The sequence below is a fragment of the Profundibacter sp. genome, assembly GCF_056498605.1.
This window is the reverse complement of sequence record NZ_JBSMEZ010000085.1, coordinates 17,308-43,515: the sequence shown is the minus strand read 5'-3', so window position 1 is coordinate 43,515 and position 26,208 is coordinate 17,308. Positions and strand designations below refer to the sequence as shown.

General features: G+C 53.2%; 26 protein-coding genes. 18 read left to right on the top strand and 8 right to left on the bottom strand.

What is annotated here, in order from left to right:
- The first annotated feature begins 176 nt into the window (after positions 1-176).
- Complete coding sequence (pbfA, locus tag ACWB12_RS08685; RefSeq protein ID WP_479529680.1) at positions 177-1,541, top strand: (R)-1-hydroxy-2-aminoethylphosphonate ammonia-lyase; 1,365 nt, start codon at positions 177-179, stop codon at positions 1,539-1,541.
- Here the strand turns inward: pbfA and ACWB12_RS08680 are convergent.
- Positions 1,531-1,839 (bottom strand): hypothetical protein, encoded by a 309-nt coding sequence (locus ACWB12_RS08680; RefSeq protein WP_479529679.1) that lies wholly within the window; start codon positions 1,837-1,839, stop codon positions 1,531-1,533. The genes pbfA and ACWB12_RS08680 overlap by 11 nt on opposite strands.
- A gap of 177 nt (positions 1,840-2,016) precedes the next feature.
- On the opposite strand from ACWB12_RS08680, the gene ACWB12_RS08675 reads away from it, so the two are divergent.
- On the top strand, positions 2,017-2,610 hold the full coding sequence (locus ACWB12_RS08675; RefSeq protein WP_479529678.1) for an HD domain-containing protein: 594 nt from the start codon (positions 2,017-2,019) through the stop codon (positions 2,608-2,610).
- On the opposite strand, the gene ACWB12_RS08670 is transcribed toward ACWB12_RS08675, so the two are convergent.
- Positions 2,611-2,766, bottom strand: coding sequence for a hypothetical protein (locus tag ACWB12_RS08670; RefSeq protein ID WP_479529677.1), 156 nt, complete (start codon positions 2,764-2,766; stop codon positions 2,611-2,613).
- A gap of 105 nt (positions 2,767-2,871) precedes the next feature.
- Between ACWB12_RS08670 and ACWB12_RS08665 the strand changes: the two genes are divergently transcribed.
- Together ACWB12_RS08665 and ACWB12_RS08660 are read left to right on the top strand one after the other, a co-directional pair.
- Positions 2,872-3,741: a LysR family transcriptional regulator gene (locus ACWB12_RS08665; protein ID WP_479529676.1), complete on the top strand. Its 870-nt coding sequence runs from the start codon at positions 2,872-2,874 to the stop codon at positions 3,739-3,741.
- Positions 3,742-3,746: 5 nt separating this feature from the next.
- Positions 3,747-4,235 (top strand): N-acetyltransferase family protein, encoded by a 489-nt coding sequence (locus tag ACWB12_RS08660; protein WP_479529675.1) that lies wholly within the window; start codon positions 3,747-3,749, stop codon positions 4,233-4,235.
- Here ACWB12_RS08660 and ACWB12_RS08655 read toward each other — a convergent pair.
- The 3 genes from ACWB12_RS08655 to ACWB12_RS08645 all read right to left on the bottom strand — a co-directional run bounded on the left by ACWB12_RS08655 (position 4,232) and on the right by ACWB12_RS08645 (position 5,876).
- Positions 4,232-4,594, bottom strand: a complete 363-nt coding sequence (locus ACWB12_RS08655) for a hypothetical protein (protein ID WP_479529674.1) — start codon at positions 4,592-4,594, stop codon at positions 4,232-4,234. The two genes, ACWB12_RS08660 and ACWB12_RS08655, sit on opposite strands and share 4 nt — an antisense overlap.
- Positions 4,591-5,145 carry an ActR/PrrA/RegA family redox response regulator transcription factor gene (locus ACWB12_RS08650; protein ID WP_456388516.1) on the bottom strand — a complete coding sequence of 185 codons (555 nt, stop codon included), beginning with the start codon at positions 5,143-5,145 and terminating at the stop codon, positions 4,591-4,593. Before ACWB12_RS08650 ends, ACWB12_RS08655 begins: the two co-directional genes overlap by 4 nt.
- Positions 5,146-5,252: 107 nt before the next feature.
- Positions 5,253-5,876 carry an SCO family protein gene (locus tag ACWB12_RS08645; RefSeq protein WP_479529673.1) on the bottom strand — a complete coding sequence of 208 codons (624 nt, stop codon included), beginning with the start codon at positions 5,874-5,876 and terminating at the stop codon, positions 5,253-5,255.
- A gap of 99 nt (positions 5,877-5,975) precedes the next feature.
- On the opposite strand from ACWB12_RS08645, the gene regB reads away from it, so the two are divergent.
- The 13 genes from regB (at position 5,976) to ACWB12_RS08580 (ending at position 23,326) form a co-directional block, all read left to right on the top strand.
- Positions 5,976-7,373, top strand: a complete 1,398-nt coding sequence (regB, locus tag ACWB12_RS08640) for a sensor histidine kinase RegB (RefSeq protein WP_479529672.1) — start codon at positions 5,976-5,978, stop codon at positions 7,371-7,373.
- Between the two features lie 82 nt (positions 7,374-7,455).
- On the top strand, positions 7,456-9,048 hold the full coding sequence (locus tag ACWB12_RS08635) for a PAS-domain containing protein (protein ID WP_479529671.1): 1,593 nt from the start codon (positions 7,456-7,458) through the stop codon (positions 9,046-9,048).
- Between the two features lie 40 nt (positions 9,049-9,088).
- Entirely contained in the window at positions 9,089-9,562 is a 474-nt protein-coding gene (gene tsaE, locus ACWB12_RS08630; protein ID WP_479529670.1) for a tRNA (adenosine(37)-N6)-threonylcarbamoyltransferase complex ATPase subunit type 1 TsaE, read from the top strand.
- On the top strand, positions 9,555-10,568 hold the full coding sequence (locus tag ACWB12_RS08625; RefSeq protein ID WP_479529669.1) for an aminoglycoside phosphotransferase family protein: 1,014 nt from the start codon (positions 9,555-9,557) through the stop codon (positions 10,566-10,568). The genes tsaE and ACWB12_RS08625 overlap by 8 nt, the downstream gene beginning before the upstream one ends.
- Complete coding sequence (locus ACWB12_RS08620; protein ID WP_479529668.1) at positions 10,544-11,233, top strand: nucleotidyltransferase family protein; 690 nt, start codon at positions 10,544-10,546, stop codon at positions 11,231-11,233. The genes ACWB12_RS08625 and ACWB12_RS08620 overlap by 25 nt, the downstream gene beginning before the upstream one ends.
- On the top strand, positions 11,226-14,171 hold the full coding sequence (gene addB / locus ACWB12_RS08615) for a double-strand break repair protein AddB (protein ID WP_479529667.1): 2,946 nt from the start codon (positions 11,226-11,228) through the stop codon (positions 14,169-14,171). Before ACWB12_RS08620 ends, addB begins: the two co-directional genes overlap by 8 nt.
- Positions 14,168-17,554: a double-strand break repair helicase AddA gene (gene addA / locus ACWB12_RS08610; protein WP_479529666.1), complete on the top strand. Its 3,387-nt coding sequence runs from the start codon at positions 14,168-14,170 to the stop codon at positions 17,552-17,554. The genes addB and addA overlap by 4 nt, the downstream gene beginning before the upstream one ends.
- A 57-nt stretch (positions 17,555-17,611) precedes the next feature.
- Positions 17,612-17,932 carry a thioredoxin gene (gene trxA / locus ACWB12_RS08605; RefSeq protein ID WP_479529665.1) on the top strand — a complete coding sequence of 107 codons (321 nt, stop codon included), beginning with the start codon at positions 17,612-17,614 and terminating at the stop codon, positions 17,930-17,932.
- 112 nt (positions 17,933-18,044) lie between these two features.
- Positions 18,045-18,602, top strand: coding sequence for an ATP-dependent protease subunit HslV (gene hslV / locus ACWB12_RS08600; RefSeq protein WP_479529664.1), 558 nt, complete (start codon positions 18,045-18,047; stop codon positions 18,600-18,602).
- A 6-nt stretch (positions 18,603-18,608) separates the two neighbouring features.
- The gene (locus ACWB12_RS08595) at positions 18,609-19,685 is read left to right on the top strand and encodes a hypothetical protein (protein WP_479529663.1); all 1,077 of its coding nucleotides are present in this window, start codon (positions 18,609-18,611) and stop codon (positions 19,683-19,685) included.
- On the top strand, positions 19,678-20,985 hold the full coding sequence (hslU, locus tag ACWB12_RS08590; RefSeq protein WP_479529662.1) for an ATP-dependent protease ATPase subunit HslU: 1,308 nt from the start codon (positions 19,678-19,680) through the stop codon (positions 20,983-20,985). Before ACWB12_RS08595 ends, hslU begins: the two co-directional genes overlap by 8 nt.
- A gap of 3 nt (positions 20,986-20,988) precedes the next feature.
- On the top strand, positions 20,989-22,098 hold the full coding sequence (locus tag ACWB12_RS08585) for an alpha/beta hydrolase (protein ID WP_479529661.1): 1,110 nt from the start codon (positions 20,989-20,991) through the stop codon (positions 22,096-22,098).
- Positions 22,099-22,102: 4 nt separating this feature from the next.
- Entirely contained in the window at positions 22,103-23,326 is a 1,224-nt protein-coding gene (locus ACWB12_RS08580; protein WP_479529660.1) for an MFS transporter, read from the top strand.
- Here ACWB12_RS08580 and ACWB12_RS08575 read toward each other — a convergent pair.
- From ACWB12_RS08575 to ACWB12_RS08565, 3 genes are read right to left on the bottom strand one after another with little or no spacing between them, the layout of a single operon-like run.
- Complete coding sequence (locus tag ACWB12_RS08575; protein WP_479529659.1) at positions 23,309-23,896, bottom strand: Smr/MutS family protein; 588 nt, start codon at positions 23,894-23,896, stop codon at positions 23,309-23,311. The two genes, ACWB12_RS08580 and ACWB12_RS08575, sit on opposite strands and share 18 nt — an antisense overlap.
- The gene (gene mltA, locus ACWB12_RS08570; RefSeq protein ID WP_479529658.1) at positions 23,893-24,933 is read right to left on the bottom strand and encodes a murein transglycosylase A; all 1,041 of its coding nucleotides are present in this window, start codon (positions 24,931-24,933) and stop codon (positions 23,893-23,895) included. The genes ACWB12_RS08575 and mltA overlap by 4 nt, the downstream gene beginning before the upstream one ends.
- Entirely contained in the window at positions 24,930-25,595 is a 666-nt protein-coding gene (locus ACWB12_RS08565) for a Tim44/TimA family putative adaptor protein (RefSeq protein WP_479529657.1), read from the bottom strand. Before ACWB12_RS08565 ends, mltA begins: the two co-directional genes overlap by 4 nt.
- Positions 25,596-25,703: 108 nt before the next feature.
- Here ACWB12_RS08565 and ACWB12_RS08560 point away from each other — a divergent pair, with 108 nt between their 5' ends.
- Complete coding sequence (locus ACWB12_RS08560; protein ID WP_479529656.1) at positions 25,704-26,183, top strand: FxsA family protein; 480 nt, start codon at positions 25,704-25,706, stop codon at positions 26,181-26,183.
- Positions 26,184-26,208 lie beyond the last annotated feature (25 nt).

Sequence of the window (26,208 nt, the reverse complement as noted above, 5' to 3'; positions counted from 1 at the left end):
GCTTCCTTGCGCTACTCGTCGTTGTTAGGGGGCAGATATCACTCGTTAACCGTAACGGCAACACCAAGAGATTCGTGATTTTTCCCATGGTTTATCTACCTTCCGAAAATTAACAATTCCCCTTTTCAATTCTTGGGCTAAGCTGGTGCATATACACGGGCGAAAGGCTGGCATGAATGGGACGTAAAATTACCCACACCGAAGGCGAATCGAACACATCCGACGCACGGCAACACTGGGCGGAAGCCTCGATCGGGCCAAAGGCAGCGCCGTTGCTAAAACGCGATGCGGACGTGTTTTTACATCAATCCCTGTCCAGCCCCTGTGTCAGCACTATTGCTGCGGCAAGCGGGATATGGATCACTGATAAGGATGGCCGCCGGTACATGGATTTTCATGGCAATTCGGTGCATCATATCGGCTATGGCCACCCGAAACTGGTCGCTGCAATCAAGGCGCAACTGGATGACCTGCCATTTGCCCCACGCCGGTTCACCTGTGATCCTGCGGTTGAATTGGCCGAAAAGCTGTCCGAAATTGCTCCCGCCGATCTGGGCAAGGTTCTGTTTACCACCGGCGGGTCCGATGCAAACGAGGTAGCGTTGAAAATCGCCCGCGCCGCCACTGGCCGATTCAAAACCATCTCATTTTGGGATTCGTTTCATGGGGCTGGCATGGGGGCGGCCAGCGTTGGCGGCGAGGCCACGTTTCGCTCTCATATCGCGGGGCCATTAATGACGGGTTGCGAACATGTGGCGCCCTTTGCCTGTTATCGCTGCCCGTATAACCACACCAGCCCCGATACCTGCGGGCTGGCCTGTGCCAAAATGGTTGACTATGTGCTGGAGCGCGAAGGCGATGTCGCCGCTGTTATTGCCGAACCGATGCGTGCCGTGCCCTATGTGCCGCCACCCGGTTTCTGGAAAATGGTGCGCGAGGCCTGCAACCGCCACGGGGCGCTGTTGATTATGGATGAAATCCCAACCGGCCTAGGGAAAACCGGCCGCATGTTCGCCTTTGAGCATGATGATATTGTCCCCGATATCGTGACCCTTGGCAAAGCGTTGGGTGGTGGCATCCTGCCTATCGCCGCCTGTATCGCCCGCAATGATCTGGATGTTTGCGGCGATTTTGCCATCGGCCACTACACCCATGAAAAGAACCCAGTCACCTGCCGCGCCGCCCTGACCACAATCGAGATTATCGAGGAGGAAGGGTTGATTGATCGCGCTGCCGAGTTGGGCGATTATGCAATGGCGCGGTTACACACAAACCTGACCGATTGCCCCATCGTCGGTGACATTCGCGGCCGTGGTTTGATGTTCGGGGTCGAAATCGTTACTGACCGCACTGAGAAAACCGCAGGCAATGCGCTGGCCGAACAGATATATTACGCTTGTCTCGCTGCGGGGCTAAGCTTCAAGATCAGCCATGGTTGCGTTCTAACCTTGTCGCCACCAATGACCATATCACGTGATGACCTAGATATGGCACTCACAATTGTCGAGACCGCAATTCTGGGCGCGACCGCTATCCGGTAATACCGGCGATTTCTGCTTTGGTCATATCAAACTGCCAGTTCATACCTGTCGCAATCACACAGCTTGTTCCATCGGCTTGTGACAGCAAGATCGTCCAGCTGCCGGTTTCATCCGAACTCCAGATCTCAATCAGGCTTGTCGTGCTTTGCAGGCCGGCACCCTGATAGGATTCATGAAATCCGCTTTTGAGCCGCTCGGTGATAACACCCCTATCGGCACATACGCTTTGTGCATAGGTTGGGGGCGCAAGCGCCAATGTGCCAAAGACAAGGGCTGCGGTGACAATACGTTTATACATAACAAGTCTCCTTATTTATGGACTTGGTCAGTTTACGCTGCTCGACCAAGGCCGATTGCTGGCGGATCAACTTCCGCCTGAAATATAAATAGGGGTGTTTGGTGAAATTTGCGAATGACTGTCAGACACAAATGCGTCACTGTCCGCGAGTGAACATTAGATCAAGGAGCAACCAAAATGGCCGCACAACCCCGCGCATGGCAACGCATGCTTTCTGGTCGCCGCCTTGACCTGCTGGACCCGACCCCGATTGATATTGAAATCGAGGACATCGCGCATGGCCTTGCGTTTGTGGCGCGCTGGAACGGGCAGACCATCGGGGATTACGCCTATTCGGTGGCGGAACATTCATTGCTGGTTGAACAGATTTATTCTCTAATCCAACCCAAAGCGCCAATAAAATGGCAATTGGCAGCACTATTGCACGATGCGCCGGAATATGTGATCGGGGATATGATTTCACCGGTTAAGGCCGCTGTTGGCCCAGGGTATGGGGAATTGGACGAGCGCCTGACCGCCGCTATTCACATCCGCTTTGGCCTACCTGCGACCATCCCCGTCGCGGTCAAAAAGCAGATCAAAACTGCCGATAAAATCAGCGCATGGCTCGAGGCGACCCAGATTGCGGGCTTTACCGTGACAGAGGCGGACAAACTGTTCGGCAAGCCCGCCCCTGATATTATCAAAGGTCTGCGCATTCATCTGCGCCCACCTTTGGCCGTGCGTCAGGATTTCACCGCACGCCATAATGAACTACTACGCAGTCTTTAATCACCAGCGGCTGCCTGATGCATTCAACCACCGCCGATAATATTCTTCGTCCCTGCGCCGGTTTTCCTGTTTTGCCTCATAACGCCGTTTGGCAGCATCATGTTTGGATTCTGTCCGGCTGGCTACATGCATTGCATCTGAAATAATAGATAACATATCGTTTCCTTTCGTTTCTTTGATGCACCATATTTAGCGCTATTGCTTTGACATATCGAATCTGAAAGAATTCCAATATGTAAGTTGAACTATCATGGTGATGTTATGGACTGGCGAAACATACCCTCGCTCGCAGGCCTGCGGGCATTCGAGGCAACAGCGCGATTGAACAGCTTTAGCGCTGCGGGACGCGAATTAAACGTCACCCATGCAGCAATTGCCCAGCATGTGCGCGGGCTTGAAGATTTCTTTTCCCAAAGCCTGTTGTTTCGTCAGGGCCGCAAGATGGAGTTGACCCCGAGCGGTCAACGCCTTGCCACAGCATTATCCGACGGGTTCCTGACCATTCAGGCGGGGGTAAACGATCTGAGGGCAGAAACCGAAGATCGCCCGCTTAACATCGCCCTTACCCCGTCTTTTGCCGAAAGCTGGCTGATGCCGCGCCTTGGTGAATTCTGGGCCGATCACCCAGAAATTGAACTGGCGCTGTTGCCTGGTATTGGGTTGACCGACCTGCGCCGCGAAGGTGTGGATTTGGCCATCCGCTATGGCAAAGGGGTGTGGCCGGGGTATCAAAGTGAATTGCTGGCGTCGGCGCAATTTGTTGTTGTTGCAACGAAGGAATATATCGGCAATCGCAAGGTCAACAGCCTGTCCGATCTTACAGATGTAAAATGGTTGATCGAATCTGACCGACGCGACCAAAAATTATGGGCCGATGAGCAGGGCCTTGATCTGGCAGACATCGAAATAACCAGCTTCCCGACAGCGACACTCGTGCATTTGGCGGCTCGCGCTGGTTACGGCGTTGCTATTTTAACGCAAGCCGTTGTGGAGCATGATCTGGAAAATGGGGCCTTAGTCAGCCTATTCACAGCAGAATCCGGCACATTAGGGTACTATCTAGTGACCCGAAAAGAAGCAGCATCAAAGAAACTGGCGGTGTTTATCAAATGGTTGAAGTGTTGTAAGTAGCCCTGATGATTATTCGCCCTGCACACCCCGATGACGCCGCTGATATGGCCACGCTTTTGAACGAAATAATTCGTATTGGCGGGACGACAGCCTTTCAAAAAGAAATCACAGCCAAGGCTGCTGCGGACTTTATTCACAAACTGCAAACAGCGGGCTGTATTTATATTGCCCGTGACCGCACGACAGATGAATTTCTGGGCTATCAATCGCTTGAGGCCTATCCCGATTTACCCAACACCCTTGGGATAATCGCCACCTTTGCCAAGGTGGGCAGTGTTAAACGCGGTATCGGCACTGCACTGTTTGCAGCGACCCGCAAGGCCGCGCCCGCTCTGGGCTTTACCGAAATCGACGCCACTATCCGCGCCGACAATTCCGGCGGGTTGGCCTATTATTCCAAAATGGGATTTCTGGATCATTCGGTCGCCAAGGGTGTGCCATTGGACGATGGCACCCCAGTTGACCGGATCAGCAAACGATTAAAGCTGACCTAGCCCCATATACATGTGTTTCCGGCGGATTGTGTCGGTGCAGGCCATAATGGAGGGCCAGCGATCCAGCCGACAAACTTGCCGTTATCAAAAATCAAGGACAGCCCGCTACCGCTCCAACTACGCAGCTCACATCCCTGACCATCATCCACCCCGTCAATAATCGTTGGGCCAACCAATCGGTCAATCGCCTTTTCCACGCCATCTTGCGTGCGGCCAAAACTGATTTCTTTGCCGCCACTGTCGGTAATCTGCAATCCGTTTGAAACAGGAATAATCCGTTGTGGCAAAGGGGCCAATGCGGGTTGCGGTGTAACACATCCCGACAGCGCCAATGCGGCCAGCACTATACCCCACTTCATCGTGGGCTGCGCTTGGCCAAAATCCGTTGCAAGGTGCGGCGGTGCATGTTCAAACGTCGTGCTGTTTCGCTGACATTACGGTCACACAGCTCATAGACCCGCTGGATATGCTCCCAACGCACGCGATCCGCCGACATCGGGTTTTCTGGCGGCGGGGGCAGTTCATCGGGTTTGGCCAATAGCGCCGCCGTTACATCGTTGGCATCCGCAGGTTTCGAGAGGTAATCCACCGCGCCGATTTTCACCGCCGCCACAGCCGTAGCAATCGCACCGTATCCGGTCAAAACCACAACACGGCAATCAGGGCGCTTTTCACGCAGCACTTCGACCACGTCCAGCCCGTTACCATCCTCTAGCCGAAGATCAACTACCGCATAGGCCGGTGGGCGCGCTGTCGCAATCGCACGTCCTGCAGCGACAGACCCCGCCATTTCAGGTGCAAAGCCACGTTTTTCCATGGCGCGGGCCAGGCGTTTCAAAAACGGCTCGTCATCATCAACAAGAAGCAGCGTTTTATCTTCGCCGATTTCTCTTAGATCACCTTCGGCCATGTGTTTCCCCTTTGGATCAAACTGTTCTGCCCCCCCACCCTATGTGTTTGGGCAAGGCGGGTCAATTTGACTAATGCGAGTCTTGATCAATCAATTCGAGACGCGCACTAAGACGCAGCATCCACAAAACATGCCACACGTTTTGCCATCGCTTCTGCCGATTCATCACGACGGAAAAATTCGACAAACCCGTATTCGGGGAACATCAGATAGGTTTGGGTCGAATGGTCCACCAGATAGTATTCCGGATCGCCGTCTTCCTCTTTTTTGAAATAGGTATGATAGGCCTTTGATGCCGCTTTGGTTTGTTCAGGCGTGCCCGTCAAACCCAACATCCGCGGGTGCAGAAAATCGGTAAATTCTGCCATTGCTTCTGGTGTATCACGCTCTGGATCAATCGAGATAAAGACAGGTTTTACAATCTTGCCCATCCTTTCCAGCAACTCAACGGCCTCGGCATTGCGGGCATTGTCCAGCGGGCATACATCTGGGCAGAATGTGTAGCCGAAATAGACCAAGGTCGGTCCGGTGATCACATCCTTGTCCGTCACGGTTTTGCCGGTTTCATCCACCAATGTGAATGGTCCGCCAATTGACCCTGCGCCGCCCATAATGTTGCTGGCACGGCATTGTGCAAATAGGTCATCTGCATCCTTGTTCGCCGTCAGATACCACAGGGTGCCCAATAATGCGGCAACCACTGCAATTGCAACCATCGAAAACACACGCATTGTTCTAATTCTCCTGATCTGGGATTACAGTGCATTGATCGTCTTATCGGACCCGACTAACAATAACACAGATTGCCGCACACCAAACTGGGGAAACAAATGTCTGAATTGCCCACCAATCCCTACGTTCGACACAATCGAAGCGACTGGATTCGTCTTAGCACATTCATTGTGTTGCGGTGGATTGCCATATTCGGACAGATCGCGGCCATCACAATTGCGGTTCGATATTATAACCTACAGCTAAATCTGGGGCTTTGCTTTTTGGTGATAGGAGTATCGACCATCGCCAACCTAGTTGCGATGTTCATATTCCCCGACAGCAAGCGCATGAGCCAAACCCAATTGATGCTGATGTTCCTGTTCGACATCTTGCAGCTGGCCGTGTTGCTGTATTTGACTGGTGGTCTGCACAATCCGTTTTCTTTGCTGATCCTTGTGCCTGTGGCAATTGCAGCAACCGTTTTACAATCCCGCACGACGATCTTTTTGGGGCTGGTTACCATCGCTGTGACCACTCTTGTCGGGCTATATAACATCCCGCTTCGCACCAGCGACGGGTTTATCCTGAAAATGCCGGATATGTTTGTGTTCGGATTCTGGGTTGCCATCTTGATCGGTACCGTTTTTTTAGGCCTATATGAACGGCGCGTCACCGCTGAAATTGATTCCATGTCCGAGGCATTGCTGGCCACACAAATGGCCCTGTCGCGGGAACAAAAACTAACTGATCTGGGTGGCGTCGTTGCAGCTGCCGCGCATGAGTTGGGCACGCCGCTAGCAACGATCAAACTGGTCAGCACGGAATTGATTGATGATCTGGAATCAATGCCGCAGCAAAAAGAAGATGTTGAACTGATCCGCGATCAAGTAGACCGATGCAGGGATATTCTGCATTCAATGGGACAGGCCGGTAAGGATGATTTGCATCTTCGTTATGCACCATTGTCGGCTGTGGTTGACGAGGCTGCCGAGCCCCATATCAACCGCGGCAAGCCTGTCACGATTACCTTGTATCCAGACGATAGCACCCTATCTGTCCAACCCGATGTGCGCCGCCAGCCTGAAATTATCCACGGGCTGCGAAATCTAATCCAGAACGCGGTGGATTTTGCCGGCACGCATGTTTGGGTCGACATTAAATGGACCGACACAATAATTACGGTAAAGATCATTGATGATGGTAATGGCTTCCCGCCTCATTTGATCAAACGCATTGGCGATCCATTTATGCGCACACACCGAGCGGTACCGGAACAGGGTAAAAGGCCCGGATACGAAGGTATGGGGCTAGGCCTATTCATTGCGAAAACCCTGCTGGAACGGTCCGGAGCCGAGCTTAGCTTTGCAAATGGGTGTGATCCCTTTTTAAGCGGAAGCGAGCGCCCCGAGCGGTGCGGTGCTATCGTTTTGGTTTCATGGCCAAGGGGAGCCATCAGCCGCAGCAAATCAGAAGCAAAGCTGGCGGTTGGAGAAAACCAGCCTATGCGGGTGTAATTCTACCACCCTTAACGCGGCGTTAACCATTTTACCGCCACAGTTTCCTACGACGTTTATTTTGTTGAACAGGCTTAGGGTGATGCAGGGAATTGATCTGAATACAGTATTGTTAATCACCACAACTTCGTTCCTTGTGGCTATGCTTGCCCTTTGGCTTGTCTCGCGCGGGATGAAGGTGACAGGAAGCTCAGCACACAACCTGATGTTAGAGGGCGACGCTGAAACCGCCTTTCTGTTCGAAAATGATACCCTTGTGGACGCGACGCCCAGCGCCCGTAAAATGCTTGGCTCTAAATCAGAAAATAAAACAGATTGGCAACGGTTAATCACGGCCTTTAAGCCACAATTTTCCACACTTGCTGATGACCTACAGGCGCTTGGTGATGCCGGATCACTCACCATTTTGCCAGATAATCCAAATGACACCAGCCGCATTATGGCAGAATGGTGGGATGGTCTGGCGCGTCTGGTTCTGGTCAATACTGACACCACAGAAAAACCCCTGATCGACAGCATCAGCCTTGCCGCGCTGGAAACTGAACTGGATACCCTGCGCCGAACGGCAAAGCTCGCCCCATACCTTGTCTGGCAGGTAGGCCGAAACGGGCAAATCAATTGGGCAAACTCCGCGTATCTGGCTTTGGTCAAATCTATCAAGCCCGATAACCAGAATGATAGCTGGCCCCCCGCACGTCTATTCGATCACACGGTAGATGCGGATAGTGCGCCCAACCCGCAAATTGTGCGTGTATCTATTAATGACGATACCTCAGGTGATCTGCTCTGGTTCGACCTATCTTGCAAAAAAGTCAATGAATCCATGCTTTGTTTCGCCATGCAGGCAGATACAATCGTGCAGGCAGAAACTTCGCTAAAGGGATTTGTCCAGACGCTGACAAAAACCTTTGCCCATCTTTCCATCGGTCTGGCGATCTTTGATAAAGACCGTCAACTGGCACTGTTCAATCCGGCCCTGACCGATCTGACAAAACTGCCGTTTGATTTTCTTAGCGCAAGACCAACACTTTTTTCCCTGCTGGACCGGCTTCGTGAAAATCAAATGATGCCGGAACCGAAAGATTACAAAAGTTGGCGCCATCAAATGACAGCCCTTGAAGAAGCGGCGACTGACGGCACCTATGAGGAAACATGGACCTTGCCAACCGGTCAGACATATCGTGTAACTGGGCGGCCTCATGCTGACGGGGCTGTGGCGCTATTGTTTGAAGATATCAGCGCCGAAATTTCCCTGACACGCAATTTTCGAGAAGAGCTCGAGGTTGGTCAGGCTGTTCTGGATGCGCTGCATGACCCTGTTGTGGTTTTTTCATCATCCGGCCTGATCACCATGTCAAATGCAGCCTATATCAGTCTATGGGGTGTTGACCCCAGCACCACTTTTGGCGAGATGGGCATTATTGACGCCACGCGCCACTGGCAAGAGGTCTGTGATCCAACCCCGCTGTGGGGGGATTTGCGGGAATTTGTCGGCAACCAGAACGAGCGTGTTGAGTGGTTTGGCGACGCAACCCTTGATAATGGCCGCACGCTTGACTGCCAGTTTACACCGCTCGCCGGTGGCGCGACCTTGGTAAAATTCCATGTTGGCAAAATACCGAAAAACCCGTCCCGCAAACGCAGCACGACACGAAAAAAACCTGTGGGTGCATGAACGGGTTTGCGCCGCGCAATAGTCGCGTTAAAGTCACGTTATGTGTTCGTGTTCAATATCCCTCACCCTTACGTCCCCGAAAGATACCGCAAGGCTAGCGCAGGCGTTGGCCCCCCGCCTGAATGCGGGGGATGTGATCTTGCTTGAGGGGCCAATCGGAGCAGGCAAAAGCTTCTTTACCCGCGCCTTGATCTTGTCTCTTCTGACAACCCCCGAGGATATTCCTTCGCCAACCTTCACTCTGGTGCAAACGTATGCTGCGCCAAAATTCGATATTTGGCACTGTGATTTATACCGCCTGACAACACCTTACGAGGCACAAGAGCTGGGGTTGGAAGATGCCTTTGAAACCGCCCTATGTCTTGTTGAGTGGCCTGATCGGCTGGGTGATTTAACACCGGCAAATGCGTTGGCGATTTCACTGCAAATTACTGATACCCCACAGGAACGCCATGTAACATTACGCGCAACAGACCCTCGGTGGCGCTCTGTACTGGAGGGTCTGGATGTCTGATCGAAAAACCCTAGCCAACCAGTTTTTAACCCAAAGCGGCTGGGGTAACGCCACCCAAGTCCACCTTGCTGGGGACGCATCAAACCGCAGTTACCTTCGGTTGACTCGCAGCGATACGGGTGAAACCGCCGTGCTAATGCACGCCCCGCCAACAAGCGGCGAAAACATCCAGCCATTTGTTGCAATCACCGCCCACTTAATAAGACTAGGCCTAAGCCCCCCCCGCATTCTGGCGCAAAATGCACAGCACGGGTTTTTGTTGATCGAAGATTTGGGTGATGCCCTGTTTGCACGTCTGATCAATGACAACCCTGATATGGAACAAACATTATACCGTGCGGCGGTTGATGTGCTGGTCCTGCTTCATCAACACCCTGTGCCCGACGGTTTGCTGGATTACACCCCAGCCGTGATGGCCGAATATATCGGCCCCGTATTTGAATGGTATCACCCCGTCACACCTGATGAAGTGGCGGCAATCACCACCGAGATGGAAACCGTTCTGACGAAATATTACGCCGGCCCTCCTGTGATCGCGTTGCGCGATTACCACGCTGAAAACCTGTTATGGCTACCTAACCGGATCGGCACAAAATGCGTTGGCCTACTGGATTATCAGGATGCAGTCATTGCGCATCCATCCTATGATCTGGTCTCGTTGCTAGAGGACGCACGCCGTGATGTTCCTGCCAAAATCCAAACCGAGATGATCAACCGATATGCCAGCGCAACAGGGTATGATCCGCAAATATTCCACGCCGCCTATTGCGCAAACGGAGCACAACGAAACCTGCGCATTCTGGGCGTATTCGCCCGCCTTTGCGTGGTCGCCGGAAAACCCGATTACATCGACCTGATCCCCCGCGTCTGGGGCCATCTGAAGCAGGATTTGTCCCACCCCGCCCTAGCCAGCCTAAACAGGCTGGTCTTTGCTGCCTTGTCGGAACCCACCCCCGACGTCTTACAAAGGTTAAAAAGTAAATGCAAAAACCCCCAGACACCCTGATGCTGTTTGCTGCCGGTTTTGGAACCCGCATGGGGGCGCTAACCGCTGCCTGTCCAAAACCGTTGATCAAGGTTGCGGATAAGCCGTTGATTGACCATGCGCTGGAAATTGTTGATGCTGCGGGGATCAGCACAATCATCGCCAACACCCATTATCTGCCTCAAATGCTAGAAGCGCATCTTGCCAGCCGCAATGTGGCCCTATCATACGAAACTGAAATTCTTGAAACCGGCGGCGGATTGAAAAACGCATTGCCCTTGTTGGGGGCCGACCCTGTATTCACCCTCAACACCGATGCAATCTGGACCGATCAAAACCCCCTGACTACGCTTGCTGCCGCTTGGGATCCGGAACGAATGGACGCGCTGTTACTGCTTATCCCACCCACAAACGCAATTGGCCACGCTGGTGTCGGGGATTTTTTACTGGCGGAGAATGGCACAATAAAACGCGGGCCCGGGATGATCTATTCAGGGGCACAAATTATTAAAACCGATGGGTTGACCAACATCACTGAAACCAAATTCTCGCTGCATTCTTTATGGGATCAAATGTATGACAGCGGTCGTATTTTCGGCACGACCCACAGTGGGGACTGGTGTGATGTAGGAACCCCCGCAGGCATAAAGCTTGCCGAAACCATGCTGGGAAACCACGATGTTTGAGCCAACGCCGACACCCCGCGTATTCGGTCTGCCCGCAGGTGTAGATTTCCCAAATGCGCTGGTGAAAGGGCTGCTTGAAAGATGTGCAGATCAGCCGCCAGAATACCTGTCCACCGTCGAGGTTTTTGTAAACACTCGCCGCATGCAGCGCCGTATCCGCGATATTTTCGATGCGGGCCCAGCCCTGTTGTTGCCCCGCATTCGCCTAATCACCGATCTGGGTCAAACCGCTGCGATTGCAGACCTTCCGCCTGCTGTTCCGAAACTTCAGCGCCGGTTAGAGCTATCGCAATTGGTCGCCGAACTGCTGCGTATGCAACCTGATCTAGCACCGCGCACCGCCCTTTTTGATCTTACCGATAGCCTTGCCGACCTGATGGACGAAATGCAAAGCGAAGGCGTTTCGCCTGACGCAATCGAGAACCTCGATGTTTCGGACCAATCCGGCCATTGGAAACGGGCGCTGGAATTCGTGAAGCTGATCCAGCATTATTTCGGGGAAGCCGCCAAAGACCACCCCGATGCCGAAGCCCGCCAGCATTTGGTGGTGCAGAAATTGACCCTTGAATGGGCCAGCAACCCGCCGCTACATCCCGTGATTATTGCGGGGTCAACCGGATCACGCGGGGCCACGCATATGCTGATGGCCGCTGTTGCAAAACTACCCCAAGGTGCTATCGTTCTACCTGGTTATGATTTTGATTTGCCCCATCAAGTCTGGACCGCAATGGATGATGCTATGACCGCCGCTGATCATCCGCAATTTCGCTTTCGCGCGTTGCAAAATACATTGGGCATATCACGTGATGACATTGGGGAATGGGATAAAACCACCCCGCCCAGCACTGCGCGTAATAGTCTTGTGTCACTTGCCTTGCGCCCTGCCCCTGTGACCGACCAATGGATGTCCGAGGGCAAACACCTAACCGACCTTGCCCAAGCCACAGAAAATATGGCGCTGCTCGAGGCCTCGTCATCTAGACTTGAGGCGATCGCCATTGCCCTAAAGCTGCGTGAATGTGCCGAAAGCGGCAAAATCGCTGCTCTGATTACGCCTGACCGGATGCTGACCCGACAAGTGACAGCGGCACTGGATCAATGGGGGATCGAGCCGGATGATAGCGCTGGCTTACCCTTGCCTATGTCTGCGCCTGGCCGCTTCTTGTTGCAAGTCTCGGCCTTGTTCGGTCAGGTTCTTACCTCGGAATCTTTGCTAGCGTTGCTGAAGCATCCGCTCACTCATTCTGGCGCCGCAGGTCGCGGCGATCACCTGCGTTGGACCCGTGATTTGGAATTGGACATTCGTAAGAACGGCCCGCCCTTTCCGACCAAAGATACCCTGAACATCTGGGCTGCAACCCACAAGGATGATGGTCGCGGGGCATGGGCAAAGTGGCTTGGAAAGCTGCTAGACGAGTTGGATCATGTCAGCACCCGCAATCTGGCAAACCATGTGGATCAACATATTTCACTTGCCCATGCTCTTGCCGCTGGCCCTGCCGATGAGGGTAGCGGCGAATTGTGGGAAAAGCCCGCAGGGCGCAAGGCGCTGGAACAGGTCGAGGAACTACAGCGCAATGCCGCTTTTGGTGGTCCACTTACGCCGTTCGATTATAGTAACCTATTTCGCGGCATTCTTAATCTGGCCGAGGTGCATGACCCGACCCGTCCGCATCCGAACATCATGATCTGGGGCACGCTTGAAGCCCGCGTTCAGGGGGCTGATCTGGTTATCCTTGGCGGATTAAACGAAGGGATTTGGCCGCGCACACCCAACCCTGATCCGTGGATGAACCGGTCGATGCGCCAAAAGGTCGGGCTGTTGCTGCCAGAGCGCCAGATCGGATTGTCCGCACATGATTTCCAACAAGCGATTGCCGCGAAAGAGGTTTGGCTAACCCGCACTGTTCGTGATTCCGAGGCGCAAACCGTGCCATCCCGCTGGCTGAACCGGCTGACAAATCTGCTGGGGGGACTGCAGGATAATGGAGCCAAAGAAGCCTATGATGCGATGTGTGACCGTGGGCGTGAATTACTGGACATGGTCGAGGCATTAGAGGAAATAACAAATCCTGTTGAAAGCGCCCCGCGCCCTGCGCCAATCCCACCAACCACTGCACAGCCCAAATCCCTGTCAGTGACCGGAATAACAAAACTGATCCGCGACCCTTATGCGGTTTACGCTGCAAAGGTTCTACGCCTGTATCCACTAGATCCGATCCGCCAACAGCCCGACGCCCCGCTAAGCGGCACAATCGTTCATCGCATCCTTGAGGTATTTATCAAAACCTGCGGCGATGAAACCCGTGAAGCAGCCAAAGCCCGTCTGATGGAAATCGCCGACAAGGTTCTGGAATCCGACGCCCCTTGGCCTGCCGCGCGACGTATCTGGCGCGCCAAGGTCGAGCGTTTTGCAGATGCGTTCCTGAATGGTGAAGAGGACCGCAGAGCGGTTGCCACGGTCTTTGCATTGGAGCAACGGGGGGCGGCAAAAGTTGGCCGTCTGGATGTCACCTTAACCGCGAGAGCAGATCGGTTGGATCGGTCTGATGAAGGGGTGACCTATATCTACGACTATAAAACCGGCTCCCCGCCAACAAAAGACACCCAGAAATATTTTGACAAACAGCTGTTGCTAACCGCCGCGCTGATTGAGCACGCTGGGTTCAAGGATTTGGCAAACACTCGTGTTGCCGGTGCCTATTACATAGGTCTGGGTAGCAAACCTGCCGTCGTTGCCGCACCGCTAGACGAAACAAGTTCCGACGAAATCTGGCAGGATCTCGAGACGCTGATTTCGGCCTATACCAAGGGTGAAAAGGGCTATACCTCCCGCCGTGCAATGGAAAAAATGCAGTATTCTTACGACTACGATCACCTTGCCCGTTTCGGCGAATGGGATGAAAGTATGACCCCGATACACGAGGTGTTGAAATGATTCGCCGCGATGAAGCAACCGAACGGCAAGTTCAGGCCGCGACACCTGGGTTTTCAACCTGGTTATCTGCCAATGCCGGATCCGGTAAAACGCGGGTTCTAACCGACCGCGTGGCGCGTTTGCTGCTGGAAGGCGTGTTGCCGCAACACATCCTGTGCCTGACCTACACCAAAGCCGCCGCCAGCGAGATGCAAAACCGCCTGTTCAAACGGTTAGGTGTCTGGGCGATGCAGGACGAGGAAGAGCTTGCGGCCGAATTACGTGAATTAGGCGTAGATCGGAACATCGACAAAGACGAGCTGCGCAAGGCCCGCACCTTGTTCGCCCGCGCCGTTGAAGCCCCAGGCGGTTTGAAAATTCAGACGATCCACTCGTTCTGTGCCTCGCTTCTGCGGCGCTTTCCGCTAGAAGCCGGCGTTTCCCCGCAATTTACCGAAATGGATGATCGCACTGCGAACCTGTTGCGTGCCGAGATTGTCGAGGAAATGGCGGATGGGGTAGATGTGGCCGCTGTAGACGCATTGGCAACCCATTATAACGATACTGACTTTAGTAAATTGACTGCCGAGATTGCTAAACATCGGGATATCCTTGGGGGTGGGGTGGATACAGAAACCATCTGGGATATGTTTGATCTAAAACCTGAAACGAACAAGGCAGGTATTCTTTCCAGCGTGATCCTTGGAGGTGAGCAAGACTTATTCAGCATTCTATTATCTGCTTTGAAAAATGGCTCGGCCAATGATCAGAAAGCTGCTGCGAAACTTGCTGCCCTTGATACGGACAACATCCAGTATTCTGGTTTGGAGATTCTGGAATCTGCTTTCTTGACCGGTAGTGGCGCGAAAGAGCCTTTTACTGCAAAAATTGGAAGCTTCCCAACCAAAGCCACACAAGCCGTACTTGGCATTCATCTAGATCAACTAAACGACCTAATGGGGCGCGTTGAAGCGGCACGTAAAGTTAGAATCAGTCTCTATGCTGCCCAAAAAACCCTAGATTTGCATCAATTCTCTCACACATTCCTGCCGCTATACGAGGCCAGAAAACAGCAAAAGGGATGGCTAGATTTTGATGATCTGATCGATCTAACCGCCAAATTGCTTAACAACTCCTATGTCGCTCAATGGGTGCTTTACCGGCTGGATGGTGGCATTGATCACATCCTTGTGGACGAAGCCCAAGACACCAGCCCGCGGCAATGGGATGTGATTATACGCCTGGCGCAAGAGTTCACCACAGGCGAAGGCGCACAAGCTGATAAATTACGCACAATTTTCGCTGTGGGTGACAAAAAGCAGTCGATTTATTCGTTTCAAGGTGCTGACCCTGGCGAATTTGATCGGATGAAGAATCATTTCAGCGAAAAAATGGCGCAGGTGGATGCTCCTTTTCAGGCTATGCAGCTTGAGCATTCATTTCGGTCGGCAGAGCCGATTATGCGGTTGGTTGATTTAACCTTTCAAGACCGCGCCGATAACGGGCTGGGTGGCGAGGTAATGCACCGCACTTTCAAATCCAACATGCCGGGGCGCGTTGACCATTGGTCTATCGTTGAAAAAGCAGAGCCAGCGGAAAAAAGGGTGTGGAGTGACCCGATAGACAAGCCCGCCGATAACAACGAAACAGTTGTTCTGGCGAATACGCTTGCCGAACATATTTGCCAGATGTGTCGTTCAGGCGCTCTGATACCCGAAGAAATAGAAAACACAGATACCTACCGAATGCGCCCTGTTACAGAGGGTGATTTTCTAATTTTGGTCCGGCGGCGGTCCCGTTTGTTCCACGAAATAATCCGCGCTTGCAAGCAAGCAGGCCTTGCTATTGCCGGTGCGGACCGGTTGAAAATCGGGGCTGAAATGGCGGTAAAAGACCTAACCGCGCTGCTGTCTTTTCTGGCGACACCCGAAGATGATTTATCGCTGGCCTGCGCCCTTCGATCCCCGCTATTCGGCTGGCCTGAACAAGATCTGTTTGATCTGACCCACAAGCGCCCTGAAAAATCATTCCTCTGGACTGAATTGCGCAATCGCAAGGGTGATTTTCCCCGGACGCTGGAGATAATTGATGCTTTGCGCAAAGACGCCGATTTTTTACGGCCCTTCGAGTTGCTGGAGCGGATACTAACGCGCTTTAACGGACGCAAAAATCTGCTGGCCCGACTGGGTGGAGAGGCCGAGGACGGAATCGATGCCCTACTATCGCAAGCCATGAGTTTCGAGCGCATGGATGTGCCCAGCCTGACAGGTTTTATCACTTGGCTTCAGGCCGAGGAGGTGGAAATCAAACGGCAGCTGGATGGCACCAGCGACAGAATTCGGGTGATGACCGTGCATGGGGCCAAAGGACTGGAATCGCCGATTGTTATTTTGCCGGACACTGCCGATTGGGATTTGAAGATACGCGATCAAATCTATCCAGCCGAAAATGGTGGGGTGATGTGGCAAATCAACAAGGATAATTGCCCCGATCAGATAACCGCTGCACGCGATAAATTGCGCCATGCCGCCGAGCAGGAACGGATGCGCCTTTTGTATGTGGCAATGACCCGTGCTGAAAAATGGCTTATCGTTTGCGGGGCAGGAAAACTAAAAGATGACGGTAGTTCCTGGCACGCGATGATAGAGGCAGGCATGAAAACTGCCCATGCAGAACCTTTCGAGTTTAACGCAAAGATGGGGCTGCGACTCCAGTCTGGAAATTGGGGAAAAACATCTGATGCCCAAAAGGAAAGAGCGATTAAATCAGTCTCTATTCTGCCAGAATGGGCCACCTTAGCCGCTGATACTCCTGGCCGCGCCACCAAAACCCTTTCACCATCTGATCTGGGCGGTGCAAAGGCGTTGGCGGGCGAAGCGGACGGATTAAACGAGCACGATGCAATGCAAAGGGGGAGCAATATCCACCTTCTACTTGAACATCTTCCGAACCATCCAAAGCCGGATAGGAATAGGTTGGCAAAAGGGCTGTTACCGAACGTTAGCCAAACAGAATTTTACAGCATATATCAAGAGGTCACTGCTGTTCTAGACAATCCCGATCTGGCCTTTCTGTTTAACGATGGCACATTGGCAGAAGCGCCAATCTCTGCCAACCTACCTGAACTGGGCCACGCCCGCATTCACGGTGAAATCGATCGGTTACTTATTTTTCCTACGCGAATTTTGGCTGTTGATTTCAAATCAAACACCGTTGTTCCGACCACAAACGGAGCTGTCCCCGACGGGCTGTTACGCCAACTTGGGGCATATTGTGCCGCATTAGAGCAGGTATTTCCAAACCGCACCGTAGAAACAGCCATCCTTTGGACCCGCACTGCCTCGCTTATGACCTTGGAACACGAGGCCGTGACTGCGGCATTGCGTTCCACCACACTCCCTTGACGGTGGGCAGGCAGCTACTTAGGTTCCCCTCAAACACATATGCCAAGGAGGCACATCATGTCCACAGTAGCAGTAACAGACGCAACATTTGACGCAGAAGTCCTGAAATCCGACGTTCCTGTCGTGGTGGATTTCTGGGCAGAATGGTGCGGCCCGTGCAAACAAATCGGTCCAGCATTAGAAGAGCTGGCCGCGGAATTGGGCGACAAAGTGAAAATTGTCAAAGTAAATGTTGACGAAAACCCCAACACCCCGGCCCAAATGGGTGTGCGCGGCATTCCTGCGCTGTTCCTGTTGAAAGACGGGCAAGTTGTAGCAAACAAGGTTGGCGCTGCACCCAAAGCCGCCATTCAGGGCTGGATCGAAGAATCAATCTAAACCAACACATCAATAATCGGATCAGGGGTGCAATTTTGCGCCCCTTTTTCGTGGGAAACTTGTGTTGCCCGCCGCCCATTGCCATATAGGACAGAATGAACAGGAGGGCGCGATGGCTGACGATCAATTTCCAGGATGGCACGGCACCACGATTATCGGTGTGAAAAAAGGCGGCAAGGTCGTAATCGCCGGTGACGGACAGGTCAGCATTGGCCAGACCGTTATGAAAGGGACTGCCAAAAAAGTGCGCCGCCTATCCCCCGGCGGGTTTGATGTGGTGGCCGGATTTGCCGGATCAACGGCGGACGCGTTTACGCTGCTTGAACGGCTAGAGGTGAAGCTGGAATCAACGCCCGGGCAATTGGCCCGTGCCAGTGTTGAGTTGGCCAAGGATTGGCGCACCGACAAGTATCTGCAAAAACTGGAAGCTATGCTGATCGTGACTGATGGCAAGGATATTTTTGTCATCACGGGTGCGGGCGACGTGTTGGAGCCAGAACATGATGTCACCGCGATCGGGTCGGGCGGGAATTACGCACTGGCCGCAGCGCGCGCCTTGATGGACACCAAATTAAGCGCCGAAGATGTGGCTCGCAAAGCAATGGCGATTGCGGCCGATATTTGCGTCTACACCAACGGCAATCTGACCGTGGAAACGATTAAAGGGTAATTGGGTTTGAGCGATTTTTCCAAAGACGATATTCGGGCTGCTGTAGCATCTGGCGTGTTGAGCGAAGGGCAGGCCGCAAGTCTGTTGGCTTTGGCACAGGAACGGCTGGGTGTGCGGGATGGTCTGATCAACGATGACGAACCGTTTGAATTTTTCAAAGGCTTCAGTGAAATCTTTGTCACTGTGGGTTTGTGGCTGCTGTTTTCTGGCATCCTTGCTTTTGGTGCTATCGTCGGTGGTGGTATCGGCATTGCCGCGACGGGGATGATCCTGACATGGGTGTTCGCGCTTTACTTCACTAAAAAGCGCCGGATGAGCCTGCCGAGCATTTCGCTTGCTGCCGGATTTGGGATTTTTCTGGCCGCTGCTGTTTTATTCCTGCTGGATGCCATCGGTAGCACCATTGATGCAGTTCATCTGATGACCGTTGGTGGCGTCGGTATGGTTGGAATGCTGGTTTATTTCTATGTGTTCAAGCTGCCGTTTTCGATGTTTGTTTTCGGCATCTTTGGCTTGATGGCCATCTATGCTTTTATGGGAACTCAAGGCACGGGAATACCGCTCTATAATTTTCCCAAAGGCCTGTTTGATCTTAGCGAAAGTTCCGGCCTTGCTATCGGGTCACTTATCTTCGGGTTCCTCGCCTTTGCGCTTGGTATTTATTTCGACACCAAAGACCCACATCGTATCAGCCGCTATTCCGCCACGGGGTTTTGGCTACATCTTCTGGCCGCCCCCGCGATTGTAAACACCATGGCTTTAACCTTGTATAACAGCGGTGGAACATCAGGATATTTGCTAACAGCCCTGTTGCTGTTCGTCGTCACCATCATCTCGTTGATCATTGATCGGCGCTCGTTCTTAACGGCTGGCATTGGTTATCTGGGCGCAATTATTGTCTGGGCTATGAGCAGCAATCTGGGCGATGGTGCCAGTATGGTTTATACGCTTCTTATCCTTGGGGCATTCATCACAGCCCTTGGCACATGGTGGGTGCAAATCCGTGCATGGCTGATGCGTTTACTGCCGGATTTCCCTTACAAAGACCGTTTTCCACCTTACATCCGAGGCAATAATGACTGATCTAACCCCCCGCGAAATCGTATCTGAACTGGACCGTTTTATCATTGGCCAAAACGACGCTAAACGCGCTGTAGCCGTGGCCCTGCGTAACCGTTGGCGGCGCAAACAGCTGGGTGATGATCTGCGCGAAGAGGTCTACCCTAAGAACATTCTAATGATCGGGCCAACCGGTGTTGGCAAAACCGAAATCAGCCGCCGGCTGGCAAAGCTGGCCCATGCCCCGTTCATCAAGATTGAAGCAACCAAGTTCACCGAGGTCGGATATGTTGGCCGCGATGTTGAACAAATCATCCGTGATCTGGTCGATAGCGCCATTACCCTGACCCGCGAACAGATGCGCCAGGATGTTAAGGCCAAAGCGCGTGAAGCCGCCGAAGAACGCGTGATCGAGGCCATCGCCGGAACTGATGCCCGCGATGGAACCCGCGAGATGTTTCGCAAGAAACTGAAGTCGGGCGAATTGGACGACACCGTGATCGAACTGGACATGGCCGACAATTCCAATCCGATGTCGATGTTCGAAGTCCCCGGCCAGCCCGGCCAAAACATGGGCATGATGAATATCGGTGATATATTCGGCAAGGCAATGGGCGGACGCACCACGCGGCGCAAAATGTCTGTGGCAGAAAGTTATGAAATTCTGATCGGCGAAGAGGCCGATAAACTGCTGGATGATGAAACCGTAACACGTGCTGCCCTTGAAGAAGTCGAGCAAAACGGCATCGTATTTCTGGATGAAATCGACAAGGTGTGTGCGCGCAAAAACGCCAGTGGTGCCGATGTTTCCCGCGAAGGTGTGCAGCGCGATTTGTTACCGTTGATCGAGGGAACAACAGTTTCGACCAAACACGGGCCGGTCAAAACCGACCATATCCTGTTTATTGCATCAGGCGCGTTTCATGTTGCCAAACCCTCTGACCTGTTGCCTGAACTACAGGGCCGTTTGCCGATCCGTGTTGAGCTGCGCGCCCTTACGGAAGAGGATTTCGTGCGCATCCTGACCGAAACCGACAACGCGTTAACACGGCAATACACCGCGCTGATGGCCACCGAAGAAGTTACGGTTGAATTCACCGATGATGGCATCGCGGCACTGGCAAAGATCGCGGCCGAAGTAAACCATTCGGTCGAAAACATCGGCGCACGCCGGCTGTATACCGTGATCGAACGGGTGTTCGAAGAGCTGTCCTTTAATGCGCCGGACAGGGGTGGTGACATGGTCAAAGTTGATGCGGATTTTGTTGAGAAAAATCTAGGTGAGCTATCGCGTTCAACCGATGTCAGTCGTTATGTGCTGTAACCGATGACCTTGTTCCTGCGCGTTCTGATCATCACAAGCTTCGGTCTTGTTGTGGCCTGCACCCCGCGCGGGGTCATTACACTGTTCCCCGATGCAGCGCTTGTCGGGCAGGTGCATAACGTATTTGTTGGCACCACACGGGGTATAGACGCTGACGGGAGTTTTAATAACAAACGCACGGCGGATGTCTCATTCCACCGCTACGATATTTCCGTCCCGCCACAGCACGAGGTCGGTGAAATTGACTGGCCCCGCGGCAAACCAAATCCTGCACAGGCTTTTCTAACCACAAAAATTGACCACTTTAATACAGCCAATGGGTTCACTTCCGATCTGGCCAAATCCTTGCGCACCCGTCCCAAAGGGCAACGCGAAGTGGTGGTGTTTATCCACGGGTTCAACAACAATTTTGCCGAAGGGGTGTACCGCCTTGCACAATTATCCCACGATATGGACTTGCCAAATCCGACCGTCCATTATTCATGGCCCAGCGCCGCCAACCCGCTGGGATACGGATATGACCGTGACAGCCTGTTGTTTGCGCGGGATGGGTTAGAAGACCTGTTGCGCGTGGTAAAATCGGCAGGTGCTGATCGAATACTGCTGGTAGGTCATTCAATGGGCGCGTTGCTAACGATGGAAACCCTGCGCCAGATGGCAATATCTGATCCTCGCACCCTAAGCAGCGCTATCGGGGGCGTTTTCCTGATCTCGCCTGATATTGACGTTGATTTATTCCGCCAACAGGCCGCACGGATCGGGCCACTACCCCAGCCCTTTGTCATCTTTACCTCGAAAAAGGATCGCGCCTTGCGACTGTCGGCGCGGCTTGCAGGTAAACACGAGCGCCTTGGTAATGTTCAGGATGTGAATGAACTGTCGGAATTGCGCGTTACCCTTATCGATGTCACCAGTTTTTCTGACGGTTTGGCAGGCCATTTTAATGCCGCAACGTCACCGGCCTTGATACAAATCCTGAAGCGTTTGAACGGCATTGATGCTGCATTTCGCAATGATCGTTCTGGCAGGGTCGGATTGCTGCCGGGTACAGTTTTAACCGTTCAGCAAGCCACACAAGTGATCCTGTTACCTGTCACCGCCTTGGCACAATAGGACCATGACCTTTCACAGATTCCTACAACAAAATGCACGGTGGCTGATTGCGGGCAGCCTGCTCACATTCATGTCGAGCTTTGGCCAGACATTTTTCATATCAGTGTTCTCTGGTGCGATCCGTAACGAATTCTCGCTAACGCATGGGGCATGGGGCGGCATCTATTCGCTGGGCACCGTTGCTTCGGCCATTGTCATGATCTGGGCGGGTGGATTGACTGACAGTTTTCGGGTGCGCGCATTGGGTGTTATTTTTCTAACCCTATTGGCGGCAGCATGTCTGGCGATGGCTGCCATCCCGTCGGTCTGGGCATTGCCGTTTGTTATCTTTGCGCTGCGGTTATCCGGCCAAGGCATGGTCAGCCACATTGCGACCGTTGCGATGGCGCGCTGGTTTGTTGCGATGCGAGGACGTGCGATGGCGATGGCCTCGATGGGGGTTGCAGTGGGCGAAGCGCTATTGCCGCTTACTTTTGTGGCAATGTTAACAATCCTGCCGTGGCGTAATCTGTGGGTCATCGCGGCGATGTTGGTGCTGCTCTCGATTCCGCTATTGCTGTGGTTATTGAAAACCGAACGAACCCCGAAATCTGTATCAGAAGAATCCCACGCGTATGGTATGTCTGATCGCCACTGGCTGCGCCGCGAAGTTCTTGGTCACAGGTTGTTCTGGTTTATGGTGCCCGTCCTGCTGGGTCCTTCTGCATTTATCACCGCATTCTTTTTCCAGCAGGTGCACTTGGCTGAGATCAAGGGGTGGAGCCATACCGGCCTTGTTGCCCTGTTCCCGCTTTTGACAATTGTCGGCGTTGTCGCAACCCTTGTGTCGGGGTGGGCGGTTGATAGGTTTGGCACCGCACGGCTGACACCGGTCTACCAATTGCCCTTAGTCGCTGCTTTCCTCGTGTTGTCTTTTGCGCAGACCCTGTTCGGGGCGGCGGTGGCAATGGTAATTATGTCGCTGACAATCGGCGCAAATTCCACCGTGCCCAGCGCCTTTTGGGCCGAGTTTTACGGCACCCGCCATTTGGGCAGCATCAAGGCTATGACCACCGCGGTCATGGTTCTGGGTTCGGCCATCGGGCCCGGGTTAACGGGGGTTTTGATTGATTACGGGATTGGGTTTGATGACCAGATGGTTGGTATCGCGGTCTATTTCATCTTTGCATCCGGCATGGCGTGGTTGGGAATCCGGCGGGCAAAACATCTGCTACCTGCGCCGTCTTAGGTAAACGTAATACGCGCCATCACCACCATGTTTCAAATGCGCAGGTGTCACCTGCATCACAAACGCGCCCAGCGGCGGGGCAAGCAACCAATGCGGAACCTGATGGCGTAACACACCGCGCCTTTCGGGAATTGGGCCGGTTCCTGTGCCTACCTTGCCCTTACCAGTCACCACCAGAACCAGCCGTTTACCCTGCCCGTATGCGCTCTGGATAAAACCTGTCAACGCAGGATGCGCCCGCGCCAAGGTCATGCCGTGAAGGTCTATCTTGCCCTCTGGCCCCAGCTTACCGCGTTTCATTTTACCATAGGCCTTGTGGTCCATTTGCACATGACTGTTCATCAGATGGTCTGAAATATGCGGGGCCAGATTGTGAGGTGTTTCCACCTTGCGGGCTGTCTGACCAATCCGAAAACCCTGAACTCGCGGGTTCGGCGGTTTTGCATTCAACGGCTCAACCGCCTGCTTTACCGGATGTGGGCGTTCGGGGTGTATCGGCACCGATTGTTCGGCGACCCGTTGCCACAACTCGCGCTCTTCCGGTCGTAAACCACGCGGCTTGCGACTCATTCTTCAAACTCCGGCACCAAGGAAAATGCAGTCTGGATCGGCATTAAAACCACCATGCGTCCGGGGTCACGAATAGCGCCGGCTTCACGCCCTGCCTGATCACCGGACCCAAAAAAAATATCAGCCCGCTGCGCTCCTTTGATCGCTGATCCGGTATCCTGCGCCACCATCAAACGGCGCATTGTATTGCGCCCGTCTTTTTCCAGCCAAACGGGGGCGCCCAATGGCGTGAACCGTGGATCAACAGCCAAGGTGCGCCCCGATGTGACCGATCTGTTCATCGCACCGATCGGGCCTTTGGATGCAGGCACTTTGGTAACTTTACGAAAGAACACAAATGACGGGTTGTAGCGCAACAATTCAGCGCCCTCATACGGGTTGCGCCGCACCCAGTTCTGGATAACCTGCGCCGACACCTGATGTTTTGAATAAATCCCGCGCCGGATCAGCTCCTGACCGACAGACCGGTAATTACGCCCGTTCGCCCCGCCATAGCCCACGCGCATCACCTTACCGTTTTGCAAGCGGATTCGACCAGAGCCCTGAATTTGCAAAAAGAAAACCTCGACTGGATCATCAACCCAGACCAACTCCAGGCCGCGGCCGCGCAGTGTGCCTGTCTCCTCAATTTGGCGACGCGTCAACCACGGCGTGCCAGCCTGAACTTCGGGGGGTTTGCGATATAGCGGATAGCGATAGCGTGGTGTCTGGGTAAGTGACCCGTTCAGCTCTGGCTCGAAATATCCGGTGAACAGCGCGGGCTTTCCATCCTCTATCAGCACGGGGCGAAAGAACATCTCGAAATATGTTTTTGCACTAGGTTGTGATTTGGCCAACCCGCATAACGCGGCCCATTCGCTATCTTTGTTGATTGAACAGGTTTCCAGAAACGCGTTTAGGGCTGCGGTGTGGTCGTCTTCTTCCCACCCTGCCAAGTCATCAAATTTCAATAGTGAATAATTTGCCGCATCGCTTTGGGTCGGGTGGGTCATGGCCATCACCATCAATACCGCTGCCGCCCGAAAGGCATGTTTCATTCCCCTGTTGCCACTAGTTTCCAGTTTGGGTCGTTTGAACCCATATTCCGGGCAAAGGTCCAGACATCTTTCTGACTCTTCTTTTCATTGACCTTGCCCTCAAGAATATCGCCTGCCTTGTCCCGCACAACCGATGTCAGCTCGCCAACAAATTTGACCGTCACTTCGCCGCGACTTTTGGTTTTCAGGAACTTCGCTTTGGTTAGCGTTATTTCCCGCACTCCGATAAACTGGGCGTCGATTGTCAGGCCCTGTTTTTCACGGGCCGCTACAACATCAGCGAATGTATCAAACACCTCTTCAGACAAAAACGGCTTGATTGAATCCAGATCGCCACGCTCGAACCCCATCAGGATCATTTCATATGCACCGCGCGCCCCTTGCAGGAATTCTCCAACAGCAAAGCTCGGCTCGGCAGCCTTCATCGCAGCCAGTGCCTTGGCCGCAGCGCTTCCTTCTTTCACGTGGTCGGTAATATCACGATCCGGCCCGCCTTCAATGACCTCAAAGGCCTGACGTTTTCCTCCTGCACTTTCTGATTCTGGTGCCTGTGCCGGAGGTTTTTCAAATCCTTCACGCGTGCCTAAAACACTTTTAAGCTTAATGATCAGGAATACGGCAATCCCTGCCAAAACAAGAAGTTGGATCATAGGGGCGTTCATCTGGACCTCATTTCAAAGACTAAAGCATGGTAACATGCGGTGTTCGCCCCTATGTAAGGGCTGGGTGCAATCAAGTCTACGCACCCATAACGTCTATATGAGGGTTCTATGGGGTTATTTCTATTATTTGTTGCAGTTCCACTGATTGAAATTGCACTTTTTATCAAGATTGGTGGTTTTCTGGGCTTGTGGACTACGCTTGCAATCGTGGTTGCCACTGCATTTCTGGGCACATGGCTGGTTCGCACCCAAGGAGTGGCTGCAATGAATCAGGTTCGCGGATCATTTTCAGAAATGCGCGATCCCAGTGAACCGCTGGCCAATGGCGCAATGATCCTGTTTGCGGGTGCTTTGCTGCTGACCCCGGGGTTTTTCACTGACGCTGTCGGGTTTTTACTGTTGTTCCCACCTTTTCGTGCCGCTGCGTTTAAATACGTCAAAAGCCGCATAAAGGTGCAGACTTTTACAGCGGGCACACCCCCACCACACCGTCAAAACCCGTCCTCAAACGTGATTGATGGCGAATATACCGAAATTACGCCAGATAAACCCCCTTCGGACAAGCCATCTGGCTGGACAAAGGATTGAGGCCTGTCACCGGACCTGCTAACCA

What these genes read in the sequence shown, in the direction of transcription:
- ACWB12_RS08650 (WP_456388516.1), bottom strand. Translation starts at nt 5,145, where the DNA reads ATGGCCGAAGGTGATCTAAGAGAAATCGGCGAAGATAAAACGCTGCTT.
- ACWB12_RS08585 (WP_479529661.1), top strand. Translation starts at nt 20,989, where the DNA reads ATGACCTTGTTCCTGCGCGTTCTGATCATCACAAGCTTCGGTCTTGTT.
- ACWB12_RS08580 (WP_479529660.1), top strand. Translation starts at nt 22,103, where the DNA reads ATGACCTTTCACAGATTCCTACAACAAAATGCACGGTGGCTGATTGCG.
- pbfA (WP_479529680.1), top strand. Translation starts at nt 177, where the DNA reads ATGGGACGTAAAATTACCCACACCGAAGGCGAATCGAACACATCCGAC.
- ACWB12_RS08575 (WP_479529659.1), bottom strand. Translation starts at nt 23,896, where the DNA reads ATGAGTCGCAAGCCGCGTGGTTTACGACCGGAAGAGCGCGAGTTGTGG.
- ACWB12_RS08655 (WP_479529674.1), bottom strand. Translation starts at nt 4,594, where the DNA reads ATGAAGTGGGGTATAGTGCTGGCCGCATTGGCGCTGTCGGGATGTGTT.
- ACWB12_RS08635 (WP_479529671.1), top strand. Translation starts at nt 7,456, where the DNA reads ATGCAGGGAATTGATCTGAATACAGTATTGTTAATCACCACAACTTCG.
- ACWB12_RS08670 (WP_479529677.1), bottom strand. Translation starts at nt 2,766, where the DNA reads ATGTTATCTATTATTTCAGATGCAATGCATGTAGCCAGCCGGACAGAA.
- regB (WP_479529672.1), top strand. Translation starts at nt 5,976, where the DNA reads ATGTCTGAATTGCCCACCAATCCCTACGTTCGACACAATCGAAGCGAC.
- ACWB12_RS08660 (WP_479529675.1), top strand. Translation starts at nt 3,747, where the DNA reads ATGATTATTCGCCCTGCACACCCCGATGACGCCGCTGATATGGCCACG.
- mltA (WP_479529658.1), bottom strand. Translation starts at nt 24,933, where the DNA reads ATGAAACATGCCTTTCGGGCGGCAGCGGTATTGATGGTGATGGCCATG.
- addB (WP_479529667.1), top strand. Translation starts at nt 11,226, where the DNA reads ATGTTTGAGCCAACGCCGACACCCCGCGTATTCGGTCTGCCCGCAGGT.
- tsaE (WP_479529670.1), top strand. Translation starts at nt 9,089, where the DNA reads ATGTGTTCGTGTTCAATATCCCTCACCCTTACGTCCCCGAAAGATACC.
- ACWB12_RS08560 (WP_479529656.1), top strand. Translation starts at nt 25,704, where the DNA reads ATGGGGTTATTTCTATTATTTGTTGCAGTTCCACTGATTGAAATTGCA.
- addA (WP_479529666.1), top strand. Translation starts at nt 14,168, where the DNA reads ATGATTCGCCGCGATGAAGCAACCGAACGGCAAGTTCAGGCCGCGACA.
- hslU (WP_479529662.1), top strand. Translation starts at nt 19,678, where the DNA reads ATGACTGATCTAACCCCCCGCGAAATCGTATCTGAACTGGACCGTTTT.
- trxA (WP_479529665.1), top strand. Translation starts at nt 17,612, where the DNA reads ATGTCCACAGTAGCAGTAACAGACGCAACATTTGACGCAGAAGTCCTG.
- ACWB12_RS08665 (WP_479529676.1), top strand. Translation starts at nt 2,872, where the DNA reads ATGGACTGGCGAAACATACCCTCGCTCGCAGGCCTGCGGGCATTCGAG.
- hslV (WP_479529664.1), top strand. Translation starts at nt 18,045, where the DNA reads ATGGCTGACGATCAATTTCCAGGATGGCACGGCACCACGATTATCGGT.
- ACWB12_RS08565 (WP_479529657.1), bottom strand. Translation starts at nt 25,595, where the DNA reads ATGAACGCCCCTATGATCCAACTTCTTGTTTTGGCAGGGATTGCCGTA.
- ACWB12_RS08625 (WP_479529669.1), top strand. Translation starts at nt 9,555, where the DNA reads ATGTCTGATCGAAAAACCCTAGCCAACCAGTTTTTAACCCAAAGCGGC.
- ACWB12_RS08620 (WP_479529668.1), top strand. Translation starts at nt 10,544, where the DNA reads ATGCAAAAACCCCCAGACACCCTGATGCTGTTTGCTGCCGGTTTTGGA.
- ACWB12_RS08675 (WP_479529678.1), top strand. Translation starts at nt 2,017, where the DNA reads ATGGCCGCACAACCCCGCGCATGGCAACGCATGCTTTCTGGTCGCCGC.
- ACWB12_RS08680 (WP_479529679.1), bottom strand. Translation starts at nt 1,839, where the DNA reads ATGTATAAACGTATTGTCACCGCAGCCCTTGTCTTTGGCACATTGGCG.
- ACWB12_RS08645 (WP_479529673.1), bottom strand. Translation starts at nt 5,876, where the DNA reads ATGCGTGTGTTTTCGATGGTTGCAATTGCAGTGGTTGCCGCATTATTG.